This is a genomic window from Leptospira meyeri (assembly GCF_004368965.1).
GTDB classification, from domain to species: Bacteria; Spirochaetota; Leptospiria; order Leptospirales; family Leptospiraceae; genus Leptospira_A; species Leptospira_A meyeri.
Map to the genome: position 1 here is coordinate 1,183,705 of NZ_SORO01000001.1, position 21,296 is coordinate 1,205,000.

22 protein-coding genes (1 of these 22 running past the window's edge) are annotated in these 21,296 nt (G+C 36.2%); 13 read left to right on the plus strand and 9 right to left on the minus strand.

The genetic code is table 11. The annotated features are described in order from the left end of the window. Window positions 1–54: 54 nt before the first annotated feature. Window positions 55–183, plus strand: coding sequence for a hypothetical protein (locus CLV96_RS20075; RefSeq protein WP_004788664.1), 129 nt, complete (start codon window positions 55–57; stop codon window positions 181–183). Window positions 184–185: 2 nt separating this feature from the next. Here CLV96_RS20075 and CLV96_RS05560 read toward each other — a convergent pair whose 3' ends face one another. Beyond that, window positions 186–1,298 (minus strand): MBL fold metallo-hydrolase, encoded by a 1,113-nt coding sequence (locus CLV96_RS05560; protein WP_004788641.1) that lies wholly within the window; start codon window positions 1,296–1,298, stop codon window positions 186–188. 196 nt (window positions 1,299–1,494) lie between these two features. On the opposite strand from CLV96_RS05560, the gene CLV96_RS05565 reads away from it, so the two are divergent. From CLV96_RS05565 to CLV96_RS05580, 4 genes are all read left to right on the plus strand, one after another. Next, window positions 1,495–2,448 carry an efflux RND transporter periplasmic adaptor subunit gene (locus CLV96_RS05565; protein WP_004788405.1) on the plus strand — a complete coding sequence of 318 codons (954 nt, stop codon included), beginning with the start codon at window positions 1,495–1,497 and terminating at the stop codon, window positions 2,446–2,448. Next, a complete protein-coding gene (locus CLV96_RS05570; RefSeq protein WP_004788797.1) occupies window positions 2,448–5,567 on the plus strand; it encodes an efflux RND transporter permease subunit in 3,120 nt (1,039 codons plus the stop codon). Before CLV96_RS05565 ends, CLV96_RS05570 begins: the two co-directional genes overlap by 1 nt. Then, on the plus strand, window positions 5,554–6,840 hold the full coding sequence (locus CLV96_RS05575; RefSeq protein ID WP_004789129.1) for a TolC family protein: 1,287 nt from the start codon (window positions 5,554–5,556) through the stop codon (window positions 6,838–6,840). The genes CLV96_RS05570 and CLV96_RS05575 overlap by 14 nt, the downstream gene beginning before the upstream one ends. Before the next feature lie 83 nt (window positions 6,841–6,923). Continuing rightward, entirely contained in the window at window positions 6,924–7,607 is a 684-nt protein-coding gene (locus tag CLV96_RS05580) for an SH3 domain-containing protein (protein ID WP_004789193.1), read from the plus strand. 48 nt (window positions 7,608–7,655) lie between these two features. On the opposite strand, the gene CLV96_RS05585 is transcribed toward CLV96_RS05580, so the two are convergent. The 6 genes from CLV96_RS05585 to CLV96_RS05610 form a co-directional block, all read right to left on the minus strand. Beyond that, complete coding sequence (locus tag CLV96_RS05585; protein ID WP_004788973.1) at window positions 7,656–9,245, minus strand: hypothetical protein; 1,590 nt, start codon at window positions 9,243–9,245, stop codon at window positions 7,656–7,658. 116 nt (window positions 9,246–9,361) lie between these two features. Then, complete coding sequence (locus CLV96_RS05590) at window positions 9,362–9,922, minus strand: ClpP family protease (RefSeq protein WP_004788679.1); 561 nt, start codon at window positions 9,920–9,922, stop codon at window positions 9,362–9,364. A 10-nt stretch (window positions 9,923–9,932) separates the two neighbouring features. Next, window positions 9,933–10,511, minus strand: a complete 579-nt coding sequence (locus CLV96_RS05595) for an RNA polymerase sigma factor (protein WP_004788590.1) — start codon at window positions 10,509–10,511, stop codon at window positions 9,933–9,935. A gap of 110 nt (window positions 10,512–10,621) precedes the next feature. Beyond that, the gene (locus tag CLV96_RS05600) at window positions 10,622–11,845 is read right to left on the minus strand and encodes an RNA polymerase sigma factor (protein ID WP_004788403.1); all 1,224 of its coding nucleotides are present in this window, start codon (window positions 11,843–11,845) and stop codon (window positions 10,622–10,624) included. Between the two features lie 24 nt (window positions 11,846–11,869). Further along, window positions 11,870–12,226 carry a YciI family protein gene (locus CLV96_RS05605; RefSeq protein WP_004788490.1) on the minus strand — a complete coding sequence of 119 codons (357 nt, stop codon included), beginning with the start codon at window positions 12,224–12,226 and terminating at the stop codon, window positions 11,870–11,872. Between the two features lie 14 nt (window positions 12,227–12,240). Next, window positions 12,241–13,146: an alpha/beta hydrolase gene (locus CLV96_RS05610; protein WP_081581575.1), complete on the minus strand. Its 906-nt coding sequence runs from the start codon at window positions 13,144–13,146 to the stop codon at window positions 12,241–12,243. Between CLV96_RS05610 and CLV96_RS19795 the strand changes: the two genes are divergently transcribed. Further along, entirely contained in the window at window positions 13,107–13,301 is a 195-nt protein-coding gene (locus tag CLV96_RS19795; RefSeq protein ID WP_166669657.1) for a hypothetical protein, read from the plus strand. The genes CLV96_RS05610 and CLV96_RS19795 overlap by 40 nt on opposite strands. Window positions 13,302–13,515: 214 nt before the next feature. Here the strand turns inward: CLV96_RS19795 and CLV96_RS05615 are convergent, their stop codons facing one another. Beyond that, window positions 13,516–14,022, minus strand: coding sequence for a DUF2569 domain-containing protein (locus CLV96_RS05615; RefSeq protein ID WP_004789230.1), 507 nt, complete (start codon window positions 14,020–14,022; stop codon window positions 13,516–13,518). A 103-nt stretch (window positions 14,023–14,125) separates the two neighbouring features. Between CLV96_RS05615 and CLV96_RS05620 the strand changes: the two genes are divergently transcribed. From CLV96_RS05620 to CLV96_RS19970, 7 genes are read left to right on the plus strand one after another with little or no spacing between them, the layout of a single operon-like run. Next, window positions 14,126–17,014 carry a M16 family metallopeptidase gene (locus CLV96_RS05620; RefSeq protein ID WP_004788852.1) on the plus strand — a complete coding sequence of 963 codons (2,889 nt, stop codon included), beginning with the start codon at window positions 14,126–14,128 and terminating at the stop codon, window positions 17,012–17,014. 9 nt (window positions 17,015–17,023) lie between these two features. Continuing rightward, a complete protein-coding gene (locus CLV96_RS05625; RefSeq protein WP_004788814.1) occupies window positions 17,024–18,400 on the plus strand; it encodes a hypothetical protein in 1,377 nt (458 codons plus the stop codon). After that, a complete protein-coding gene (locus CLV96_RS05630) occupies window positions 18,400–18,768 on the plus strand; it encodes a hypothetical protein (RefSeq protein WP_004788961.1) in 369 nt (122 codons plus the stop codon). The genes CLV96_RS05625 and CLV96_RS05630 overlap by 1 nt, the downstream gene beginning before the upstream one ends. Beyond that, window positions 18,765–19,664 carry a DUF4436 family protein gene (locus CLV96_RS05635; RefSeq protein ID WP_004789041.1) on the plus strand — a complete coding sequence of 300 codons (900 nt, stop codon included), beginning with the start codon at window positions 18,765–18,767 and terminating at the stop codon, window positions 19,662–19,664. Before CLV96_RS05630 ends, CLV96_RS05635 begins: the two co-directional genes overlap by 4 nt. Window positions 19,665–19,666: 2 nt before the next feature. After that, the gene (locus CLV96_RS19960; protein WP_051012810.1) at window positions 19,667–19,951 is read left to right on the plus strand and encodes a hypothetical protein; all 285 of its coding nucleotides are present in this window, start codon (window positions 19,667–19,669) and stop codon (window positions 19,949–19,951) included. Continuing rightward, complete coding sequence (locus CLV96_RS19965; protein ID WP_051012809.1) at window positions 19,938–20,225, plus strand: ankyrin repeat domain-containing protein; 288 nt, start codon at window positions 19,938–19,940, stop codon at window positions 20,223–20,225. The genes CLV96_RS19960 and CLV96_RS19965 overlap by 14 nt, the downstream gene beginning before the upstream one ends. A 60-nt stretch (window positions 20,226–20,285) precedes the next feature. Beyond that, the gene (locus CLV96_RS19970; RefSeq protein WP_243836416.1) at window positions 20,286–20,726 is read left to right on the plus strand and encodes an ankyrin repeat domain-containing protein; all 441 of its coding nucleotides are present in this window, start codon (window positions 20,286–20,288) and stop codon (window positions 20,724–20,726) included. 170 nt (window positions 20,727–20,896) lie between these two features. On the opposite strand, the gene CLV96_RS05645 is transcribed toward CLV96_RS19970, so the two are convergent. Next, on the minus strand, window positions 20,897–21,296 hold the final stretch of the coding sequence (locus CLV96_RS05645; RefSeq protein WP_004788516.1) for an AMP-dependent synthetase/ligase. It continues 1,553 nt past the right edge of the window; 400 of the gene's 1,953 nt are visible here — the last part of the coding sequence; the start codon falls outside the window, past its right edge; its stop codon occupies window positions 20,897–20,899.

Here is a 21,296-nt window from a genome sequence, read left to right on the forward strand (position 1 = left end):
CCTCAATTCCTGCATTTAACATAAATTAGAGAGAAATGAGGGAAAAACTTTCCTATGTTAAATGAACTATTTTTGGATGTTTTGTCTAGGATTTTGCTACAAATGGATGAGAATGATCCCATCATCGTGTCTATCCACCGACAAACTGGCGAAAGCGAAGTTTGTCAGATGGCATTAAATTAGAATCATTCCGATTGGATGAATTTTTTCCACCAACGTTCCATTAGGTTGGGTTCTCGAATTTTAACAATTTGTCCAAATTTTGGTGTGAGAAGATCAATGTGATAAACCTCAGCTTGTTTCTCCAAAGACTCTGCTGGTTCGTACCAACTATGGAGTGATAAGTTGAACATCCCCCAGTGAACTGGCACAAGCCTTTTGCCTTTTAAATCCAAATGTGCTTTTGCTGTTTGTTCTGGCAAAACATGTACGGCTTCCCACATCGGATTGTATTGTCCATTTTCGATAAAGGTAAGATCGAATGGCCCAAATTTATCTCCAATGTCTTTGAAATGTACATCATATCCAGAGTCACCGCTAAAATAGAATCTTTCTTTTTCACCAATCACAGTCCATGAAGACCATAAAGTTTTATTCCCATTCATTCCTCGTCTTCCCGAAAAATGTTGGGCTGGTGTACAAACAATTTTTATTTTTCCAAGATCAAAACTCTGCCACCAATCAAGTTCCGTTAGTCGATCGTCCGAAACACCCCATTCTTTTATATGAGAAGTAACTCCCAGTGGTGTGATGAATTTAGTTTTTGTTGATTTAAAAAATTCTATGGTAGGCATATCCAAATGATCATAATGATCATGAGAGATAATGATATAATCAATGGGAGGCAGTTCTTCTAACTTAACCACTGCATCTTGAAATCGTTTCACCATAAAACTAAAAGGAGCAGCGGACTCGGAAAACACGGGATCAAAAAACAAAAGTTTTCCTTCTATATTCACAAGAAAGGTAGAATGCCCAAACCAAATAAATTTTATATTTTCGTCCGGTTTTAAAAATTCAGAGAAGTCTGGTTTTTCTTCGGGTAATTTTACATCTGGTTTTTGGTGTTTGTCTCCACCGAAGACAAATTTAAAGAAAAGCGAAAAGAAATTTTGTTTCTCTCGCATTTTCTCTAAAACATCAGGCCTGCGATTTACAAATTGTTCACGAGTGTGGTCATAATGTGTGGATGTTTTTATTTTTTCAAGATGGGAACCCTCCGGATCTTTTCCGAAGGCTTTGCATTGCGTAAGGGAAAGGACAAAGAATAAAAATAGATAAAATGATAAATATCGCAAGTAACTCTCTCCAATAAATGAATCTGAGTTTAGACTCAATGAATGGAAAAAAAAGTAACTTTGGTGACCTTCATTTTTCGAGTACTTTTAATTTTTCTTTGGCTTTGTTATACCAAAAGCCGGTTTTTAGATTTAAGAAAACCTTTTTCCGGTTGCTTTCACTTACTTACCGAATAGAGTAAGAAAAGGTCTCGGTATGCCTCAGTTTCTTGCTCTTTTATTTTTGTTCCTTTTTTCCCTTTTCTGCCACTCTAAACCCGAAGAGAATCGTCCTCGCATCGCAAGTTTCCACGTAATTCAAGATGGAGAGATCATCAAAAAATCAGAAGGTGACCTCCCTTCCACAATTTCTCTATCCAGTGCCGAATACCGTAATCTCGGTGCAGGACTTTCCATTCCTGTACGCATTGCCGTAGTCTGTGTCTTATCCAAAGAAGCTAGTTACTCCTATCACTTTGAAACAGAAGAACAGTCCATCATCTATTCTGAATATTTAAAAAGCAAAGCCGCACTTTATGGAGCCAAAAAGTCTTATTCTCGTTTGAAATATCTAGTAGAAAACCAAGCAGCTGCTGGCAAAGAACTAAATGATGCCAATGTTCAATTACAACAAATGAGTGCGTCGATGGAAGAAAATTTAAATCGACTCCGCATGCAAGGGATACCGATTGATAAATTAACAAAACTCAAACCAGGGAATATTTTAATCGTAGGAGACATCCCGGAAACAAAACTAAACCGAGTTAAAATCCAATCCAGATTGTATATTAAGTTTTCTGCCTTCCCCGGTGAACGATTTGAAACACGAATAGATTCCATTTCCGATGTGATTGATCCTGTAAGCCGAACAGTCAAAGTTTTAATCGTTACAAAAAATACCGGCAACCAATTCAAACCTGGAATGTTTGGTACAGGACAAGTTGAATTAGAAAATATCGAAGCACTCTCAGTACCTAATGAATCGATCATTTTGATTGGTGATACTAGTTATATTTTCAAACAGGTAGATTCCAGTAGCTTTCAGAGAATCCAAGTCGAAACGGGAATCGAAACGGAAGAATATACACAAATTTTATCGGGACTAAAAATTAACGATCGAGTTGTATCACATGGATCAACATTATTAAAAGGACTTAGTTTCGGTTACTAATGAGTTTTATTCGTTTTTCACTTAAAAATTCACCAATCGTATTATTTTGTTTTTTAATGATATCTGCTTTTGGAGTTTATTCTGTAACACATTTAAAAATCGATGCTTATCCAGATGTTTCGGATACCGAAGTCATTGTGATTACAAAGTTTGATGGTCGCGCCTCCTCTGAAGTTGAAAAATTGGTATCCATTCCCTTAGAACGCGCGTTAACCGGGATTCCAGGCCTAACAACAACTAGGTCACAAAGTATTTTTGGATTGTCTGTGATCCGTTTGACTTTCAAAGATCACACTGATGAGTATTTTGCAAGAAACCAGGTCAACGAAAGATTAAAATCCATTCAATTACCCGAAGGAACGGAAGTTCCTGAACTTGGACCTTTAACTTCTCCTGTCGGGGAAATTCTCCGGTATGCTGTGGAAGGAGACGGAATGCCCACGATGGAACTTCGAAGCATTCAAGATTGGGAGTTAGCACCTAGGCTCCAACAGATCCAAGGTGTAGCTGATGTCATCACCTTCGGGGGAGATATCAAAGAATACCAAATCGAAATCAATCCAATCAATCAGGATAAATACAATGTTTTCCTAAGAGACTTGGTGTTAGCAATTGAAGAAAACAATGCCAATACCGGAGGTAACATTTTTAAACATGGTAACCAAGCGATCCCGGTTAGAGCATTAGGTGCAATAGAAAACGAAAAAGATATTGAGAACATAATTGTTACAGAAAAAAAAGACATTCCAATTTATGTAAAAGACATCGGGAAAGTAAGAGTCATACCGCATCCTCCTAAAGGAATTTTAGGGTATCGCTTAAAATCAGGAAAAGAAATCAATTCAGGTGTACAAGGCATCATCATGATGCGGAAAGGGGAAAATCCAACAGAGGTATTACGATTAGTAAAAGACAGAATTAAAAATCTGGAAGGTTTTTTAAAAAATAAAGGTATACGCCTTCGCATCTTATATGATCGAGAAGAACTCGTATCCAATACTCTAAAAACAGTAGTTCGAACCATGATGGAAGGAATCACAATCGTCATGATTGTTTTGATTTTTCTTCTCGGAAATTATCGAGTGGCACTAGCGGTTGCAGTCACCATTCCATTTTCTTTATTATTCTCATTTTGTTTGATGCATTTGATCGAAATTCCTGCCAATCTCCTCTCCTTAGGTGCCATTGACTTTGGAATCATTGTAGATAGTTCAATTGTAATCATAGAAGGAATTATTACAACAATTGCCATTTCCTCGTTATCAAAAAAGAAATTATCCCTAGACGAAATGATCCTTCGTTCTTCAGACCATACAGAAAAAGAAGTTTTTTATTCTATCGCAGTCATCCTTTGTGCTTATCTTCCAATTTTTCTTTTTGAACGAGTGGAAGGAAAATTATTCAAACCAATGGCTTTTGGATTGGCATTCACACTCATTGGTGCTTTGTTATTTTCTCTTACGGTATTACCAGTTATTTTCTCTCGTTTTTTTAACGAAGAACATCGTCGCCAAACAAAAGAATTATTTATCCTTACGCAAGCAAGGGCTTACTTCCTTCAGTTTCTTCATTTTTTTCTAAACCATTCAAAAAAGATAAGTCTTCGTATCTATCTCGTTGTCGCCACACTTCTGTTTTTAGTTTTCATAGGACTTGGAACAGAGTTTTTACCGGAACTAGATGAAGGTGCGATCAATTTCCGATGTAAACTACCAACCGGAATTCATTTAGATAGAACTGCAAACGTAGCCAACTTATTGAGAGAAACAGTAGGAGAATTTCCTGAAGCAAAGGTAATCATTACCCAATCAGGAAGGAACGATGATGGAACCGATCCATTTGGTCCCAATCGAATTGAAGGTTTGATCACCCTGGAAGATTATTCTAAATGGAAAACCGTTGGTTCAAAATCCGAAATGATTGAACGAATCAAAGAGAAATTTGAACGAATTGTTCCCGGTGCTAAGTTTAGTTTTTCGCAACCCATTCTTGACAATGTTGCGGAAGCAGTGACAGGATCTGCAGCAGACCTATCCATTCAACTTTCGGGTAGGGATGTTTCTGTCCTTTGGCAAAAAGCAACGGAAATTGAGTCTGCATTGGAAAAGGTTCAAGGTGTCTCTGCCATAGGAATCGAACAAGAAGGTCCAAATACAGAACTGGTGATTTCAATTGATAGAGAAGCGGCAGCAAGGGCCGGAATCAATTTTTCTGACATCCAAGATATAACAGAAATTGCCGTTGGTGGCAAAGAGATTAGCAAACTTTACTTAGATAATCACATTTATAATATTACAGTTCGATATCCAGAAGAGTATAGAACGTCTGTTAATTCAATCGGGAATATTAATATCAAAAGTAAATATGAAAGTAAATATCCATTATCTTCAGTAGCCAAATTAGAACTAAAGGAAATGCCTGCAAAAATTGCCAGGAAAAATGGGAATCGGATGGTATCGGTTTGGATCAACATCGAAGGAAGAGACCAAGGTGGATTTGTGAATGAGGCAAAAAAAATCGTTACAAATCAAATCAAACTACCAGCCGATGTTGAGATAGAGTGGGGAGGACAATTCGAAAACCTAACAAGAGCAAGTAAACGTTTGATGGTTGCAGTCCCACTTACATTTGCAATTATTTTGTTTATATTATACCTAATGTTTCATAACATTTCTGATAGTCTTTTGGTTATGTCGAGTATACCTGTTGCAGCTCTGGGAGGACTCTCTTTTCTTTTGATGAGAGGAATGCACTTTAACGTGTCTTCAGGTGTGGGACTCATATCTCTTTTCGGGATCTCCATTATGGGTGGCGTACTCTTTGTCTCTAATTTTAACCACGAAAAAGAAAATTTACCAATCAAAACAGAAGAAGATCTTAAAAAACTAATTTCCCATGTTTCAGAAGTTCAATTTCGTCCGAGATTTTTAACACTCACGACCGCAATCATTGGCCTACTTCCCGCCATGTTAACTAATGAAATTGGCTCCGACATTCAAAGGCCAATGGCAACTGTGATTGTGGGTGGTTTGTTATTTACTCTCATCATAGGAAATTTTACCATTCCCCTACTCTGTTATTTAAGCGAACAAAGAAAATTACGTCATGCGCAAATCTAATTGTAATTTAGAACATTCAATTGTTTGTTTTTTGCTAACTTTTTGTTTTGTTTGTTTACCTATTCTTGCAAAGGAAAAACAGAAAAAAGAATTTACCTTCGATGAAGCCATCCGTTTCGCACTTCAAAACAACAAACAAGTGGCGATAGCAAAATACGAAATTGAATTTAGTAAAGCAGATAAAATCACTGCTGGTCTTCGCCCTAATCCTTTTTTAAATATTGTTGCTGATGTTTTACCCTACAACCCAACCTCCAAAGAATTTGACCCCAATCGAAATCAATATGGTGTCAGCTTTGGCTTTATTTATGAGACAGAAAACAAACGAGAAGAAAGGATCAATGTCGCAAACAAACGACTAAAAATGGAGGAACTCATTTTCCTTGAATCACTTCGCAAAATATCATTGGGTACGGGGAATTTATTTATTGCAACGCTTGCTGCTAGAGAAAGATATTTATTAGCCGAAGAAAACTATAAGAATCTTGTCAATATTGTAGAAATTAATAAAATTCGATTCAAAAAAGAAGATATATCAAAATTAGAATTATTAAGATCGGAAGTAGCCCAAGACCAATATGCAGTAGCAAAAGTTTCTGCCCAAGTTGATTATTTAAAACTAAAAAATGAACTCATTGTTGTTTTAGGTTTAAATCCAAGTGATATGGATATCATCCTTTCAGGTAATTTAGATTCTTTAAAAAAATTTCCACAAATTGATCCTGATCGATTATTAAAACTAGCTACGGAAGGACGTCCCGACTATTTAGCTCTGGCAAATGCTGAAGACGTAGCTTTGGCAAATTTTAAACTACAAAAAGCAAATGCAGTTCCCAATGTCAGTATTCTATTTGATTCACTTGTCCAACAAAATCAATTTATGTATGGTATGTCCGCTAATTTAGAATTACCTGTTTTTTCCAGAAACCAAGGCGAAATTGCCAAAAGCCAATCAGCCAGAAAACAGGCAGCGCTGTTTCGCGAAGAACTGTATCTGAACTTAGCCAAAGAAATGGCGATTACCGAAGAGGAATTAAAAGTTAGGTTTGATGCTCTTGAACAAATGCGCCAAATTTCTTTACTCAAGTCACAACAAGCGGTCAAAATTGTTGAGTTAGCTTATAAAGGTGGTGGATCCACCTTACTTGAGTTTTTAGACACGACAAGGTCCTATAACGAAACAAGATTAAAATACATTGATGCTTTAGTAGAATATGAAAGGGCTTTATTAAATTTGAAATACATTGCCGGTTTTGATTACGAACCGAATTAACAAACCACTAAAATTTAGTTGCCATCTGTTCAACTCCTATACCATAATGGGCAATCAAAAAAACTTGAACACCAGGAACGAAAATGAAAATTCAAATTTCCATCATATCTTTCATCCTCACCTCAACTTTTTCTCAAATCTTACCTTGCGAACCTTTTGAACCCGTTTTTCTAAAACCAACAGATGCGTCGAGAGAAGATAAGGATTTTTTTTCTTTTAAACAAAAGTTAGAAAAAGCAATCCAAGACAAAGATATAAAGTTTGTAGAATCTATTGTCGATCCACAGATATCTTTTGATTTCTCCGAAGATGGAATGGGAAAAACAAAATTTTTAAAGTATTGGAATTTGGATAAAAATCCAAAAAAATCTGATTTTTGGAATGTTTTTTCGAAAACCATCAATCTTGGTTTTGCCTATAAAGACAATATTTGGTCAGCTCCATTTTTATTTACCCAAACTCCGGAATCGGTTGATTCTTATAGTTTCTCACTCATCACAGGAAACACAGTCAATATTCGGAACAAACCATCAAAAAAAGGTGCAGTCCTAACGCAGCTTAGCTGGGAGTTTGTTAAAAATGAATATGATGAAACACTAAAGCCAGACCCCAGCGAACCATGTAATTGGAATAAAGTTTGTATTTCCGACGGACAGATTGGGTATGTTTGTGAACAATACTTAAGAAGCCCTATGGACCACCGAGTTGGTTTTTCAAAAAAAAATAAAAATTGGAAGATGATTTTTTTTGTTCAAGGTGGAGACTAAAAACTTCTATCCACTTCCTCTCTTTCAAAGGAAGTGGATGTTCTCAATTTATTTTGATTTCCCTTGTTCTTTCATTAAAATACCGTAAAAACCTTCTTTCCGACCTTGCCAATAAACACGATCAAGGTTGTCTTCTTTCATCATTCGTTTTTGAAAAGTTTCTGAATAAAAATCCCATTCCGTTTCACCCTGATAATCATATGGCCAAACATTTCTTCTTTGGTAAGGATGATTGTCTTTTGGAAATTTTAGTTGGTGGTATGCCCACTCTAAAACATGAAACAACTCATGGTAGATAAAGATAGGATGGTTCGCATGGTTACCACTTGCAATTTTTTTGTTTGAGTCAGAAAGAATGGTCAAACGAACATCCGGATCTTCTTCAGTTCCATAATTCCATTCTGTCCCACCTCCATTGGTGATGAGCACACCATCCGGTTGGCGAGTGCCAGCCCATACTACGATGACACCATCAGCAGCACGTATGGTTTTCAACTGGTCTTCTGTAAGTTGAGGGACAATGGAACCAATAGAAGGTTGCATCACAAACCGAAATCGATCATCGATACAATTTGTATATTGAATTTCTGAGTTGGTTTGCAAAACTTCATGATCCCAGTGGATACCGTTGGAAAGGTCTTCAAAAGAATCTCGGAAATATTCAAAACTCAGAAGTAGATCTGAAACATCTTTGGGATTCAAATCAGAATCTAAATTTTGAAATTTGGCTACTTGGGATGGCAAATCTCCTTTCAAACGTGTTTTGGGTATGACTAAAAACACCATCTTCAAGGTTTTTCGTGGAGGAATCTTAAGTCTTTTTGTTTTAAATTTGAGAGCAAGATACTTGATGTAAATTTGATCTCTTAAAAATTTCCAATGACCAAGCAGTTGGGCATCCATCTCAGGATACAAAAGGGAGATCACCTCAAAAGCATCATGGTATTTTTTTTTCGAAACATAAAGATCGGTAAGTAAAGAAGTATTCCATGCTATGGAAGGAAAAAGTGGATGATCCTTTTTTTCTTTAAAAAGGTTTTCAGAAAAAAGGTTATGCCAATTTTCTCTTTCCTCCAAAGACATCGTTTCATCCCGGAAAAGATCACCTAAATTGTATCCGGTTTGTAAAGCAGCCGGCGTCCCACTCAATTCGCTTAGCCCTCGCATCAAGATAGAACGAGCGTTTTTCTGATCATTTAATCTATCGAATGCTACCGCTAAAACATTGATAAGAAGTGCATAGTTGCCGTCTCCCACTTTGGTTCTTGCATGCGGAATCACCTTGGGAATCAACTCTACCATTTTTGTATATTGATTTTCGTGATTTAAACACCAGATTGCAGTTGTTATGCTAGAAGCTTCTTCCGCTTTGTTAATCTCAGCAAACTTCAAAGCAGAAGAAACACATTCCCTCGGCCATTGGCCTTTGGTATCTGCCAATTGGGATGATGAATTCATTCTTAATTGCCATCCAAAAACATCTTCTGGATTTTTTTCGATAATGGAATCGGAAAGTTTAAAAGCACCCTTATAATCCTTTCGTTTCATCAGCAAATCGGCTTGCGACCAAATGTCTTTATCCACTGCAAAAATGGGATAAAAACAAAAAACTAAACAAAACCAGGAAAGATTTTTCATAAGGAATCTGATTCTATAGGAACTCCTTAAAAAAGATTCTAAAAAAAATTGAAATTTCCTAATTTTTAGAGTTTGGTTCCTTTAGATTTGAATCTAAAAAAAAATTTAGATTCGAATCAGGCTCCGATGATTTTATCGATGATACCGTATTCGATGGCTTCCGTTGCTGAAAACCACGTGTCTCTTTCCGTATCTTCCATCAACTTCTCTAATGGTTGGCCTGTTGCCTTAGCCATTATTTCGTTTAACAAATCCTTTTCTCTCCGGACTGACTCGGCAAAAATTCGAATGTCCTCGGCAGGTCCTTTGAACTCCCCCATCACATGCGGTTGGTGGATAAGCACCTTACTGTGCGGATAGGCATAACGATATCCTTTCGCTCCCGAAAGAAGTAAAACAGCACCAAAGGACATTGCCATACCTAAACAAGTGGTATGAACAGGATTGTGCAGGTTTTTCATAACATCGAGTATCGCCAAACCCGCATAAGTTGACCCACCGGGAGAATGAATGTATAAAGTAATGGGCCTTGTTGGATCCAAGGCTTCTAAATATAAAAATCGATCAATTAAATACCTGGCAGAGTTATCGTTAACTTCCCCCCAGAGAAATACTTTTCGTTGTTCCAGATAAACATTTTCGATTTGGCCATTTGAATATACTTGAGTTGCTTCCAAAAGATTCCTCCTAAGCTACCATCATCAACTGAGAGTTTGCCTCTGGTCGGAACGTTTCCCCAATTCCGTTGCGAAGAACTTTTTTAAGGTATAGATGTCTTTTTTTGATGAAAGATAAAGTTTTTCCTTCAGACCTTGAAATTTCAACTAACGAATAGTTTTTATAATAATACAGTTCGATTAACTTTTGATCATCAGGATCTAATTTTTTTACATTTTGAAAAATCGTCTCATAACATTCTTTTTCAAAATAAGTTGAATGTAATTCTTCCGAGTTTTGGTCCATCTGATTCGGATCAACAAAAACTAAATTCTGATTTTCCTTCTTTCTTAAAATGCGGTCACTGTGTTTGATGATGGCCCTTTTTAAATGAGAAGGAAAAGCGACAGGGCTTGTCATTTTTTCCAAATTTTGATACAAATCCCAAAATGATTCCTGCACAATGTCTTGCGAAAGATCCTCGTCACCAATGATCTTCGACGCAAATTTGACAGCAAAACGAGAGAACCGGTTTTGTAATGCAGTCCAAGCACGGTGATCACCAGACTTTGCTTGGTTTAAAAGTTCAATATAGGATTTGTCATTCATACAATTAAAAGTCCCTGTCTATTTCAATTTGGTTCAAAAAAAAAGATAGAAAACCTTTATTTTTTTTAATCTGTATTTCAGTCTGATTTTTTTTTAGATATGCCAAGATCTCAAAAACGATCCAACTTCTTCTGAATCGCAGACTTATCAGCCTCCGTCTTCGCCCAAGAGAGGGCCTTGCGGAAGTAATCCTCTGCTTTGTGAGGATCTACATCCATATACAATTCCCCAAGAAGAGAAAAATAATAGGGATTTGTTTTTAATTCAAATCCATCCATTTCCTTAAGAGCGGATTCCCTCCCTTTAGCTCGAAACAATGCATAGGTACGATTCAATAAAATAATTTGCGACGTTTCTAACTCCAATAGCCCTGTATAAAGTTGAAAAATGGTTTCCCATTTTTTTTCCCTTCCGTCTGGAATAGTGTGCCAATAGGCAATATTTGCTTCCAAATGGTATTTTGAAAATTTTGGATCTTTGTTTGATTGATGAAGGAAATACTCTCCTTTTTTAATAAAATCTTCATTCCAAAGAGATCTATCCTGGTCCCGATAAAGAACAATTTCCCCTTCCGAATCCAGCCTTGCATCAAACCTAGAAATATGAAAACAGAGAAGTGCAAGCAGAGCATTCACTTCAGAGGTATTGGTTTCTTTATTTTCTAAAAGTAAAGAACAAAGATGGATTGCTTCTAAACATAAATCTTTTCGTAAAATTCGATCCTGGCTTTGTGAAGAATAACCTTCATTAAACAACAGATAAATGGTTCGAAGAACAGATGTTAATCTCTCCTCCCACTCATTGGGCGGAGGAAAATCCAGCGTAATATTATTTTCTCTCAACCGTTCTTTTGCACGAGATAGTCGCTTACTGATCGTTTCTCGATTCGAAAGGAAAGCTCTCGCAATTTCTTCAATTCCAAATCCACATAAAATCCGGAGCGACAATCCTATTTGCGATTCCAAAGGAATTGTTGGATGGGAAAGTGCAAAGATCATACGAAGTTGGCTATCCATGATATTTTCTTCAGAAAGATCTAAATCGGCTTCGAACGTATTTTGGTTTCGCTGATAGACAGGAATAATTTTTTTCTGAAAAATTGAATCCCTATGAATTAAATTCTTTGCTTTATTTTTGGCAACAGCATACAACCAGGCTACGGGGTTTTGCGGAATTCCATTTAAACCCCAAACCTGCGAGGCAACCAAAAAAGTTTCACTTGTGATATCCTCAGCAATTTCAATCTGATTAAATCCATATTGTTTACAAAGAACAGAGATAATTTTTGAATATTCCGTCCGAAACAAGTGGGGCAAAACATCTGGTTGATTCATAAGAGTTTAAGAATATTCTATTTGTTACTCTTGTTTATGAATGCCCACCACTTTCCGAACTTCAACACTATTTCCTTCACCCATTAAAATGGGACAACCTTTTGCAATTTGAACGGCATCATCGAAGTTTTCAGCAGAAATAATGATAAAACCAGCAAGGGATTCTTTTGTTTCGACAAATGGTCCATCTGTAATGATCTGATTAGATTGGATCACTCTACCTTCCGTAGATAAAGCAGTTCCTGATTTGAATTTTTTTTGGGCAAGAATTCCGTCCACCCATTCCTGATATTGTTTCATATAAACTTGTAATTGTTCAGGTGAAGGTTGTGCTTCTTTTGTAAGTAAATCTAACCGCATCAAAATTAAGTAATCTTCCATTTTTTATCTCCGTTTTATTGATTGATATTTCTTCTAATAAAATTCCGAACTCTAGATTCATATTCAGATCGATTTGTATCCCAAATAAATCCGTGAGAACCAAAATCTGGAAACCAAACTTCGCTCGGACCTGAATAGAGTTTTGCTAGTGACTCCGAATGTTGATAAGGTACAACCGAATCTTTTCTGCTATGAATGATGATTACGGGCACATTGCGAGCAAAAGGTAAAGAATTTTCAGGACTCGCTAATGAATCGAATTTGCCTCTACTCATCACAAGACCAATCAATGTTTCTACCATCCATTTTGGTAGGACTTTCGATTCGGGCGAATCCAAAATCAATCTTTCGAAACTAAACATAGGATTTTCCAAAATCACAGCTTTTACACCGTTCAAAAAAGGAAGGGCGATTAATATAGAAGAAGCACCAACCGAAGAACCAACCATTAAAATATTACTATATTTTTGATTCACATATAAATAGGCAGATAAAACATCTCGAGATTCTCGATTCCCAAAACTTAAACCTGGGAAAAGACAAGGTGCTTCACCATGACAAGAAAGATCAAAGCTGAGAACATCGAAACCCTGGTTCAGATAAAAAGGGATGAATCGTGAAAGTTCCCTCCGATCAGAACCTCCACCATGTATGAAAAGAACTACTCCCTTATGAAGGGATATCCCATTTTTTCGAGTAGGGACAAACCATCCAGGTAAATCATTCCCATTTAAGGATGGGATCGATATCTCTTGAAACCATTTATCTTTTGTTAGTCGAAGATTCCCACAAGATTTTCCCCAAACCCTTTCGCCATCCAAACTACACTCCCGAAAGTCTTTTGTGATTCCCTTCCATTTGGGAAACAAGATCTGATTGCTTGCCGACCAGATTCCAATACCAACCAGAACAGGAATCATACAGAGCAAAAGCACAGAAAACCATCCAAACTTCCTTAAAATCTGGAGTTTCCGGTGTAGTTGATGCTGCGTTCGTTTTTTGTTCATACCAATCTCCTATCCTCTTTATATCAAATGAAGATGGAAAAAAGGGACAACCTGGTGCAAAAAGATGAAAAAAAAGGAAATAAAATTTCGGATTTATGGAAGGGCCTTGCAAGAAAAGTGGGATCGTGTTAGAGGGGGGACGCACCTTCCCACGAACCACTCCCCTCCACCCTAACTCGGGTGGGGTTTCGGCAACCGCCAGCATAGTTATGTCTCATTGGAAAAACGAAAAGCCATTAAACCTTCGTTCGGTTCAGTTAGACAATCTGAATGCAAAAAAACCTAGAGTTCCGTTTTTACAGTTTCCGGTTTTTCTTCTACAAAAGTTGCCTTTACCCGTTTGGAAAGGAACATATATGGAATCCAAATGACAGCACCAACTATAGATCGAACGATTTCTTTTGAGGTTTCTAGGTCAAACATTGGCTCATCCTTTAAGACAAGAGAACCAAGCCAAGCATCCAATGGTAGCAGAATCACTGGAAGAATTGTAAAAACGATATATACTTTAGGAAATTGATAATGTTTTCTAAAAAAGAGATATGTTAGAAAGAATGAAAATAATATCATCAATCCATTAAAAGTTCCTTCAAAAATCAAAAGAGGTTTCCATAACGGATGATAGGATTCTGTGCCAGGAGTTGTAAGATATTCATAACTTCCATCAGTTAGAATATTATAAAACAAAGGCCCCATTACAAAAGTAAGTCTAACGGGATAAACAATGAGACCTAACCCAACAAGGAAAAGCCAACCTTTGAGGCCCTTCAAATTCTCTTCTCCGCTCATAACTCACCCCCTAACTTCTTTCAAAAAACTGATTTGCGTTATATGACCATAGAACACTTTTTTCTTGATTTAAAATACTAAAATATTTATTTTTCCAATCCTAATGTTTCTTTTTCGCAACGAATACAAATACTTAGTTTTTTTTATCGCCTTATTGCAACTTCGCTGCAACACCCTTTTGAATCTTTTTTCAGAGCCATTTTATGTGCATGAGTATCATTTAGAAAATGGCCTATCCGTTTACCTCAGCGTCAATCCCAATGAACCCGTCGTCAAAACATCCATTTTAGTCAATGCTGGTTCGGCCAATGATCCGGACGATGCCACAGGTCTTGCCCATTATTTAGAACATTTGATGTTTAAAGGTACAAGCCAAATTGGTACGACAGATTATTTGCGCGAAAAACCTCTTCTTGACCAAATTGAAAATTTATACGAAGATTATCGCCAAACAACAAACGGAGATCAGCGCAAACATATATATTCCAACATTGATAAACTTTCTCTCGAAGCCGGAAAGTTTGTGATTCCAAATGAGTTTTCTAGAATACAAAGTCTCATGGGAATATTCCAAGCCAATGCTTTCACATCCAATGATAGAACTTATTATGTAGCAACAGTCCCTGCGAATCAGATTAAAAACTTTTTACATTTAGAATGGGAAAGATTTAAAGACCCCGTATTTCGTACTTTCCATACCGAACTAGAATCAGTTTTCGAAGAGAGAAATTTGCGAGTCACGAATGTTCAATCAAATTTATTTAAACAGTATTATAAGATTATGTTTCCCTCCCATCCTTATGGAGAAAAAATTCCCATTGGAACTGACGAACATTTAAAAAACCCATCCATAAAAAAAATCCAAACTTTCTATAAAGAACACTATATCCCATCCAAAATGGCAATTTGTATGTCAGGAGATCTTAATCCAGACGAAGTCCTAGAAGAAATTAAAAAGACATTTGGCTCCATGCCATCTAAAGCAGAATCAATTCAGCTAAACATACCTGAACACAAACCACAAGAATCTACGAATCAAATTGTTTTAAACTCCAAAAAAAAGATATATCTCTTTGGGATCAAAGTCCCAAAACAAACACCCAAAATTTTTGCAGAAGCAAATACCATCGCACTACTACTTGCGAATGGATATAACGGCTTATTAGATGAAAGTTTATTTTACTCACAAAAAGCAAACTCCGTATCTGTATCAATAACAGAATGGAAAGATTATTTTTTACTTAATATTTGGGTTGAGCCAAGCAAAGGGATATCTTTAAAGGAAACAAAAGAATACATTTTGTCTGCTTTTCAGAAAATCGAAAGTTCAGATATTACAGAGGAAATGTTTCAATCCGTAAAAAATAACCAACGTTTGAACTTAATCAAAAAGAAAGATGACAATGAGTTTCGTTTGAATGAAATCTCCGAAGCATTTTTAGCGAATTGGGGTTATGGAAAGTTGCAAGAAAAGTTCCAATCGATCAATCAAACAAAACGTGAGGATTTAAGTGACTTTGTAAAGAATTTCGTGAATCAAAACATTGTATCAATAGAAACCATTCCAGGATCTTCAAACTTTGTTTACATAACGAAGCCACCTATATCAAAATTGGAATTCAGCAAAGAAGAAGAGTCAAAATTCAAAAAGGAATTTTCAACGGACCCAGATCATTCAATTTCACCTGAGTTTGCAAATTTCGATTTAATCCAATCAAAGGTATACCCAAATGGTAACCAAATCATTTACCAAAAAAACAAAGAAAACTCTTTATTTAAATTCAAAATGATCATTGAACATGGTGCTTGGATTAGTCCTTACCTGGGAATCGCAATCGATTATTGGAAACATTTAGGTACTGATTTATACACAGCAAGTGCTCTTTCGACAAAGTTTTATCTTTTGGGAAGCTCTGTTTCCATTGAAACAAATGGAGAAACTCTTGAGATTGTTATGGAAGGTGAAGACGAACAATTTGTTTCTTCATTTCGATTATTAGAGCATTCAATCAAATCAGTTGCTTCCTCAAAAGAAGTATGGGATCAACTTCTAATCAATCATCTTCAATATTTAGAACTCCAAAGGGAAGAAGAAAGTGAAATCGATTCAGCACTACACAATTATTCGTTATTTGGGAAAAATAGCTTAAGGTTTTTCCAAGCAAATCGATCTGAGTTAGTAAAGTTTAAATCCTCGGATGCAATCGATCTCTTAGGCGATCTATTGAAGTATAAATCGAAAATCACTTATTATGGTAAATTAGATTTTAATATGCTTGAAAACAACGTATTTCGAGAATACACCAATCTTCCAAAAACCATTGATCCAAGTCTTTTATCAAAAAAACAATTTAGGACTAACCAAGAGACAACCTTCTACGTTCTTCCAAGAAAAAGGCCACATGTAGAACTTACATATTTTTCTACCGCATTTTTACCGTCTTCGGTTAATTTAGCTCACTTTTCAATATATAACTCATTGTATGCGGGGTTGTCGTCGCCATTTTTTACAACAATGAGAGAACAAACTGGAAATGCTTATGCTGCCGATGTATTCATCAGTATGCCTGAATTTGAAAAAGATCCGGTTTTATGGCTTGCAAATCTTTCCTGCCAAGCGGACAAACTTTCCAATTGTTTGTATGATGCAAAGGCCAGCCTTGAATCTCCCAACATAACAGAACGTCGGTTTGTTGAGGCAAAGATTTCGGCAATCCATTCCGCCAGTACAATCCGTAAATCACATAGTTATTTAATTGATGAGTTTAATCGATCTTCACGTTTAGGATTTACAGATGATTTAGACAAACTTATGTATGAATCCTTAAACGAAATCCAATGGAAAGATTTTATTGGCTTTACAAAAAACATCGCCAGAGGAAGTTCCTTCCAAATATCGCTCATTGGAGATCCTAAAAAATTTAATCGCCAAAGTTTAAAATCACTCGGAAGAGTGGAGGAACTCACTGAATCGGCAATCATTGGTAGATAGGAGATAGAAATGATAACTCAACTCAAAATGATCAGTAAAGAATATAAACACATTCGAATCCTCATCTTAGAGGCTGTGATAGCATTCTATTTGGTTTTTTTCAATTTAGGAAATCTAGATTTGGACCATTCATTTGGGATTTTCGACAAAATTGGTTGGGCCAGAGATTATGGTTTGTACATTCAAAAAAAATCTTATGAATCAAAACTTATCAAACAAATTGAGTCTACTCCAAGTTTGGTGAGAGAAAACTGGGAACTTGGTCTTTTTTATTTAGATATAGAAAAAAATCCAGAATTAGCCATTCAGTATTTTACAAAAGGATTTGAGAATGATGTAACCGGAAACTTCCCTTTTCAAAATAAAATTTTTGAATCTCATATTGGTATGGGTCTTGAACTTTTTAAGTTAGAAGAAATGGTATTCAAATATTGGGAATATGACTATAATCTCTATTCAAAAATATGGAATGAAAAGTATGAGAAAGCATTAAGCTATTATAACATTGCAACTGGAATGGAAGGTTCATCCTTTTACAATGACCCAAGGACTGCAGAATTTTTTAATTTTGAAGGCAACTTACGTTTTTATGCAAACGATTATGTTAACGCAGAAGAATCGTATAAAACTTGCATTTCATTGCAAAATGACCGAGAAGAATGTTTTGTTGGATTAGCACTTGTCAAATTAAGAAATTCAGTTAATTTCCCGGAATCAAAATATGCGTTAGATAGCGAAGCTTACTCTCTTCTTCAAAGAAGTTTCGAAGCTCATGAAAAAGATGAAAAACTATTATCAAAACATGGTTTATTCGAGTATTGGGTTCACTCCCCTGCTTACCGCAGAGACCAAATCCAACGAATTGAACCTTTGACGCGTGAGATGACTCAAAAGAAAAACGATATCGGATTGTATCATTACGTATTAGGTTTAACTTATTATGATCAATGGAAAGAAAGCCTAACACCGAAAATGCTAAAAAGTTTTGAATTAGCAGCAGAAATGGAACCTGATAGTTTAGACTACTGTATCGAATACGGGTACAATTATGCTTATTACGAAGATTCTGTAAAAGGAATCAAACTCCTGGAAAACTGCAAAGAAAAATTCACTCCTAGTTATCGTTTGCTTTCTCATTTAGGAGATAGTTATCTCCTCGCAGGTAACTACGAAAAAGCAAGAGAATATCATTTAGAGGCAGAAAACAGCGAAACGTATGCTGGCCAAAGAGATATTGCAGTTTCTCACCAAAATTCCTATTCGATTGGAAGAGCAAATTTACTTTTAGGAAATCGTAGCGAAGGAATCAAATATTTAAATTTAGCATGCAACGGAGGACAAGGACTCATGCAAGCATGTTCACGATTAACCAAGGAGAAAGAATAATGGAACAACCGCAATTAGAGATTAGCAAAAACAGGATACTAAACAAACTCTCATCAAGAATAAGTTTATTTGGAAAAATTCTTATCGTATTAGGAGTTTTATACTTAATCGGAGGATTAGTCACTATCAAGGACAACTACGGAAATATTTTCGAAGGAATCCTTCAAATCATTTTAGGATATTTAACAACAAAAGTATCGATACTTTTCAAAAAAACTTCTATGCTTGAGAATCCAACGATAGAGGACTTACTCGTTGCACTCGAAGCCACAACCAACTTATACACTATGCAGCTGTATTTTTATGGTTTTATTTTCTTCCTTGCGTTATTTACTCTATTATCACTAGCCTGGACAAACCTTTCATGACACCCATCAAAAGTTTAGTTTCATCTAATCGGTTTCAGTTGATTTTTTTTCTTCTTGTTTTGATTGCAGGAAGTTATTTAGCAAGTGTTCGCTACTTTATCAAAGATAAATTAGATTTTGCTTCATTTACAGACGTAGATATTGATCATATTAAAACATCTGTTATCTCCGCCGATGTCCGGTCTGTTGAAATAGATAAAAGAGAAGCTAAAGTAGAGTTAAGGATATATTTATCCGAAGATTTAACATTAAATCGTCGATCGGATACACCTAACGAAGAACTTCGATTAATATCCTACAGTAGTAACGAAGAGTTTATATTCAAAGCAAAACAACCAATCCGCAAAATACTCATTACGTTGCCTTTAGTTGGAACAATCACTGATTATCCTTTTGATACCTTTCAATCCACGCTCAGCTTAGGTTTTTTCAAAAAAATCTCTGATTTGGAAACTGTTGGAATCCCAATTGTGTTAAACATGCAATCGCCAATCGCCAGTTACAAACTAGAGTTCTTCGAAAAACCAGTGGAGGACTTTTGGAGTGATCGAAGTACAGGAAATGTGGATCGTTTGATTCAAGTTGCAAGAACCAAAAGTAATCAATTTGTCTCTGTATTTATCATGGTGATGATGTTTTGTATCGGACTTACAACCATTCTAATTACAACAAGAATTTTACTGTATCAAAAAGTTATCCAAGCGTATGAATTGCTCTTCCTCTCTATTCTAGTGCTTGCTTTACCGGCACTTAGGAATGCGCAACCGGGAATTCCTGGATTTGGAGTACTCTCGGATTATCTTTCTTTTTTTTGGTCATTGGGTTTAACAACAGTTTCACTCCTGATATTACTGATCTACTGGCACTTTTATAAGGAAAAGTCAGATACAAAATAATAATGAACCAAACGAGAGAATTCGACACTAGCCTCATTCCGATTGAACTGACCATAAAATCTTCCACAAACCAGGGAGTCTTTTTTAAAACGAATCTCAAAACCTTAACAATAGACCAACTAACAAAAATTTGCCTATTTTCTCTTTTATTAAATTGTGTTTCTGCTCCTAAGCCAATCCCCAAACCGAATTTAACACAAATCGTAAAAGCCGGTGATTGGAATTCAACCCAGGATTACCTTGAAAAAAATCCAGGTAGCGTCGATTCTATCAATGATAGCGGCTAGCGGCGGGAGAGCAATACATGAAGCGGCTTTTCTTGGTGATGCGAAGCAAATAAAATTATTAATTCAGTTTAAAGCCAACGTAAATGTAAAAAACAATGCTGGCATGACTCCTCTGCATATTGCTAGCTTACACGGTTATACGGATTGCGTAAAGATTCTATTAGATGCTGGTGCCTTTCCGAACGAAAGAGATAAAAAATATAAACACCCAATACACTATGCAGTATCCAACAATTCCGGCAATATCAATGTGTTGAATCTCTTACTTGAATAAGGTGCGAATCTAAACAAACTAATGGAAAAGGGAAACGTTTCCCCACTTCACTTTGCAGCTATGAATGGGCATCTAGAATCCGAAAAATATCTGCTTAGTAAAGGAGCAAATCCTGATACCCAAGATGACACTGGTTTCACAGCACTACACTATGCAACCAATGAAGGCGACCTGGAGATTGTTACTACGCTCCTACACAAAAAGGCAGATCCTAATCTCAAAACTCTAGATGGATACACCCCACTCTTTGTCGCTTCGCAGGAAGTTTATGCGAACATCGCCAGGAAATTATTAGAAAATCATGCTGAACCAAATCTGCAGGGACATGACAAAAGAGCTTCATTCCATAAAGCTTATTACGAAGGGCATACTGAAGTTTTAGAAGCTCTGTTGAACGCCGGTGCTTTAACAGAAATACCTGGTACAAGTTCACCCATCGATATTGCAAAATCGTACGGCCACCATCATATAGCTGACCTAATTAGAAACAGAGGAAAGTGATGTAAATATCTCTTTTCTTTATATATTTTGGATTGAATTTGTGAATCAATTAGTGCCATCGAATGTGAGAATTTCATGGCACCTAATTTTCGTTCGTTTTATTTTTACATGTTTGATTTGCAAAATCATTGTTTGTTCTAACCAAATCAATTGAATATTAGAATCTATACTTACGTTTTATCATCGTACATGGATTTGATTAGCGATTCATATTTTGCGGCAACAACATGTCTTTTCACTGAAAGTTTTGCAGATAGTTCCTCACCAACTTCAAAAATTTTTGGAAGTAGCCGTATCTCACCGATCCTTTCGAAACTTTTAAATCCATTCTCTGGACGAATCAAACTTCTGACTTCCTGTTCGATCTTCGCTTTTACAATACGATTCGTTGCAAGTTGTTCGTAAGTAGATCCGTATTCAGAAAACTTATCAAGTGCCGGTAGAATCAATGCACCTAAATACTTTTGATCTTGCCCCACAATCATTACTTGTTCAATTAAAGTTGATTGTATAAGTTTGTTTTCGATAGGAACTGGTTCAATATTTTCACCATTGAGAAGTACGACAGTC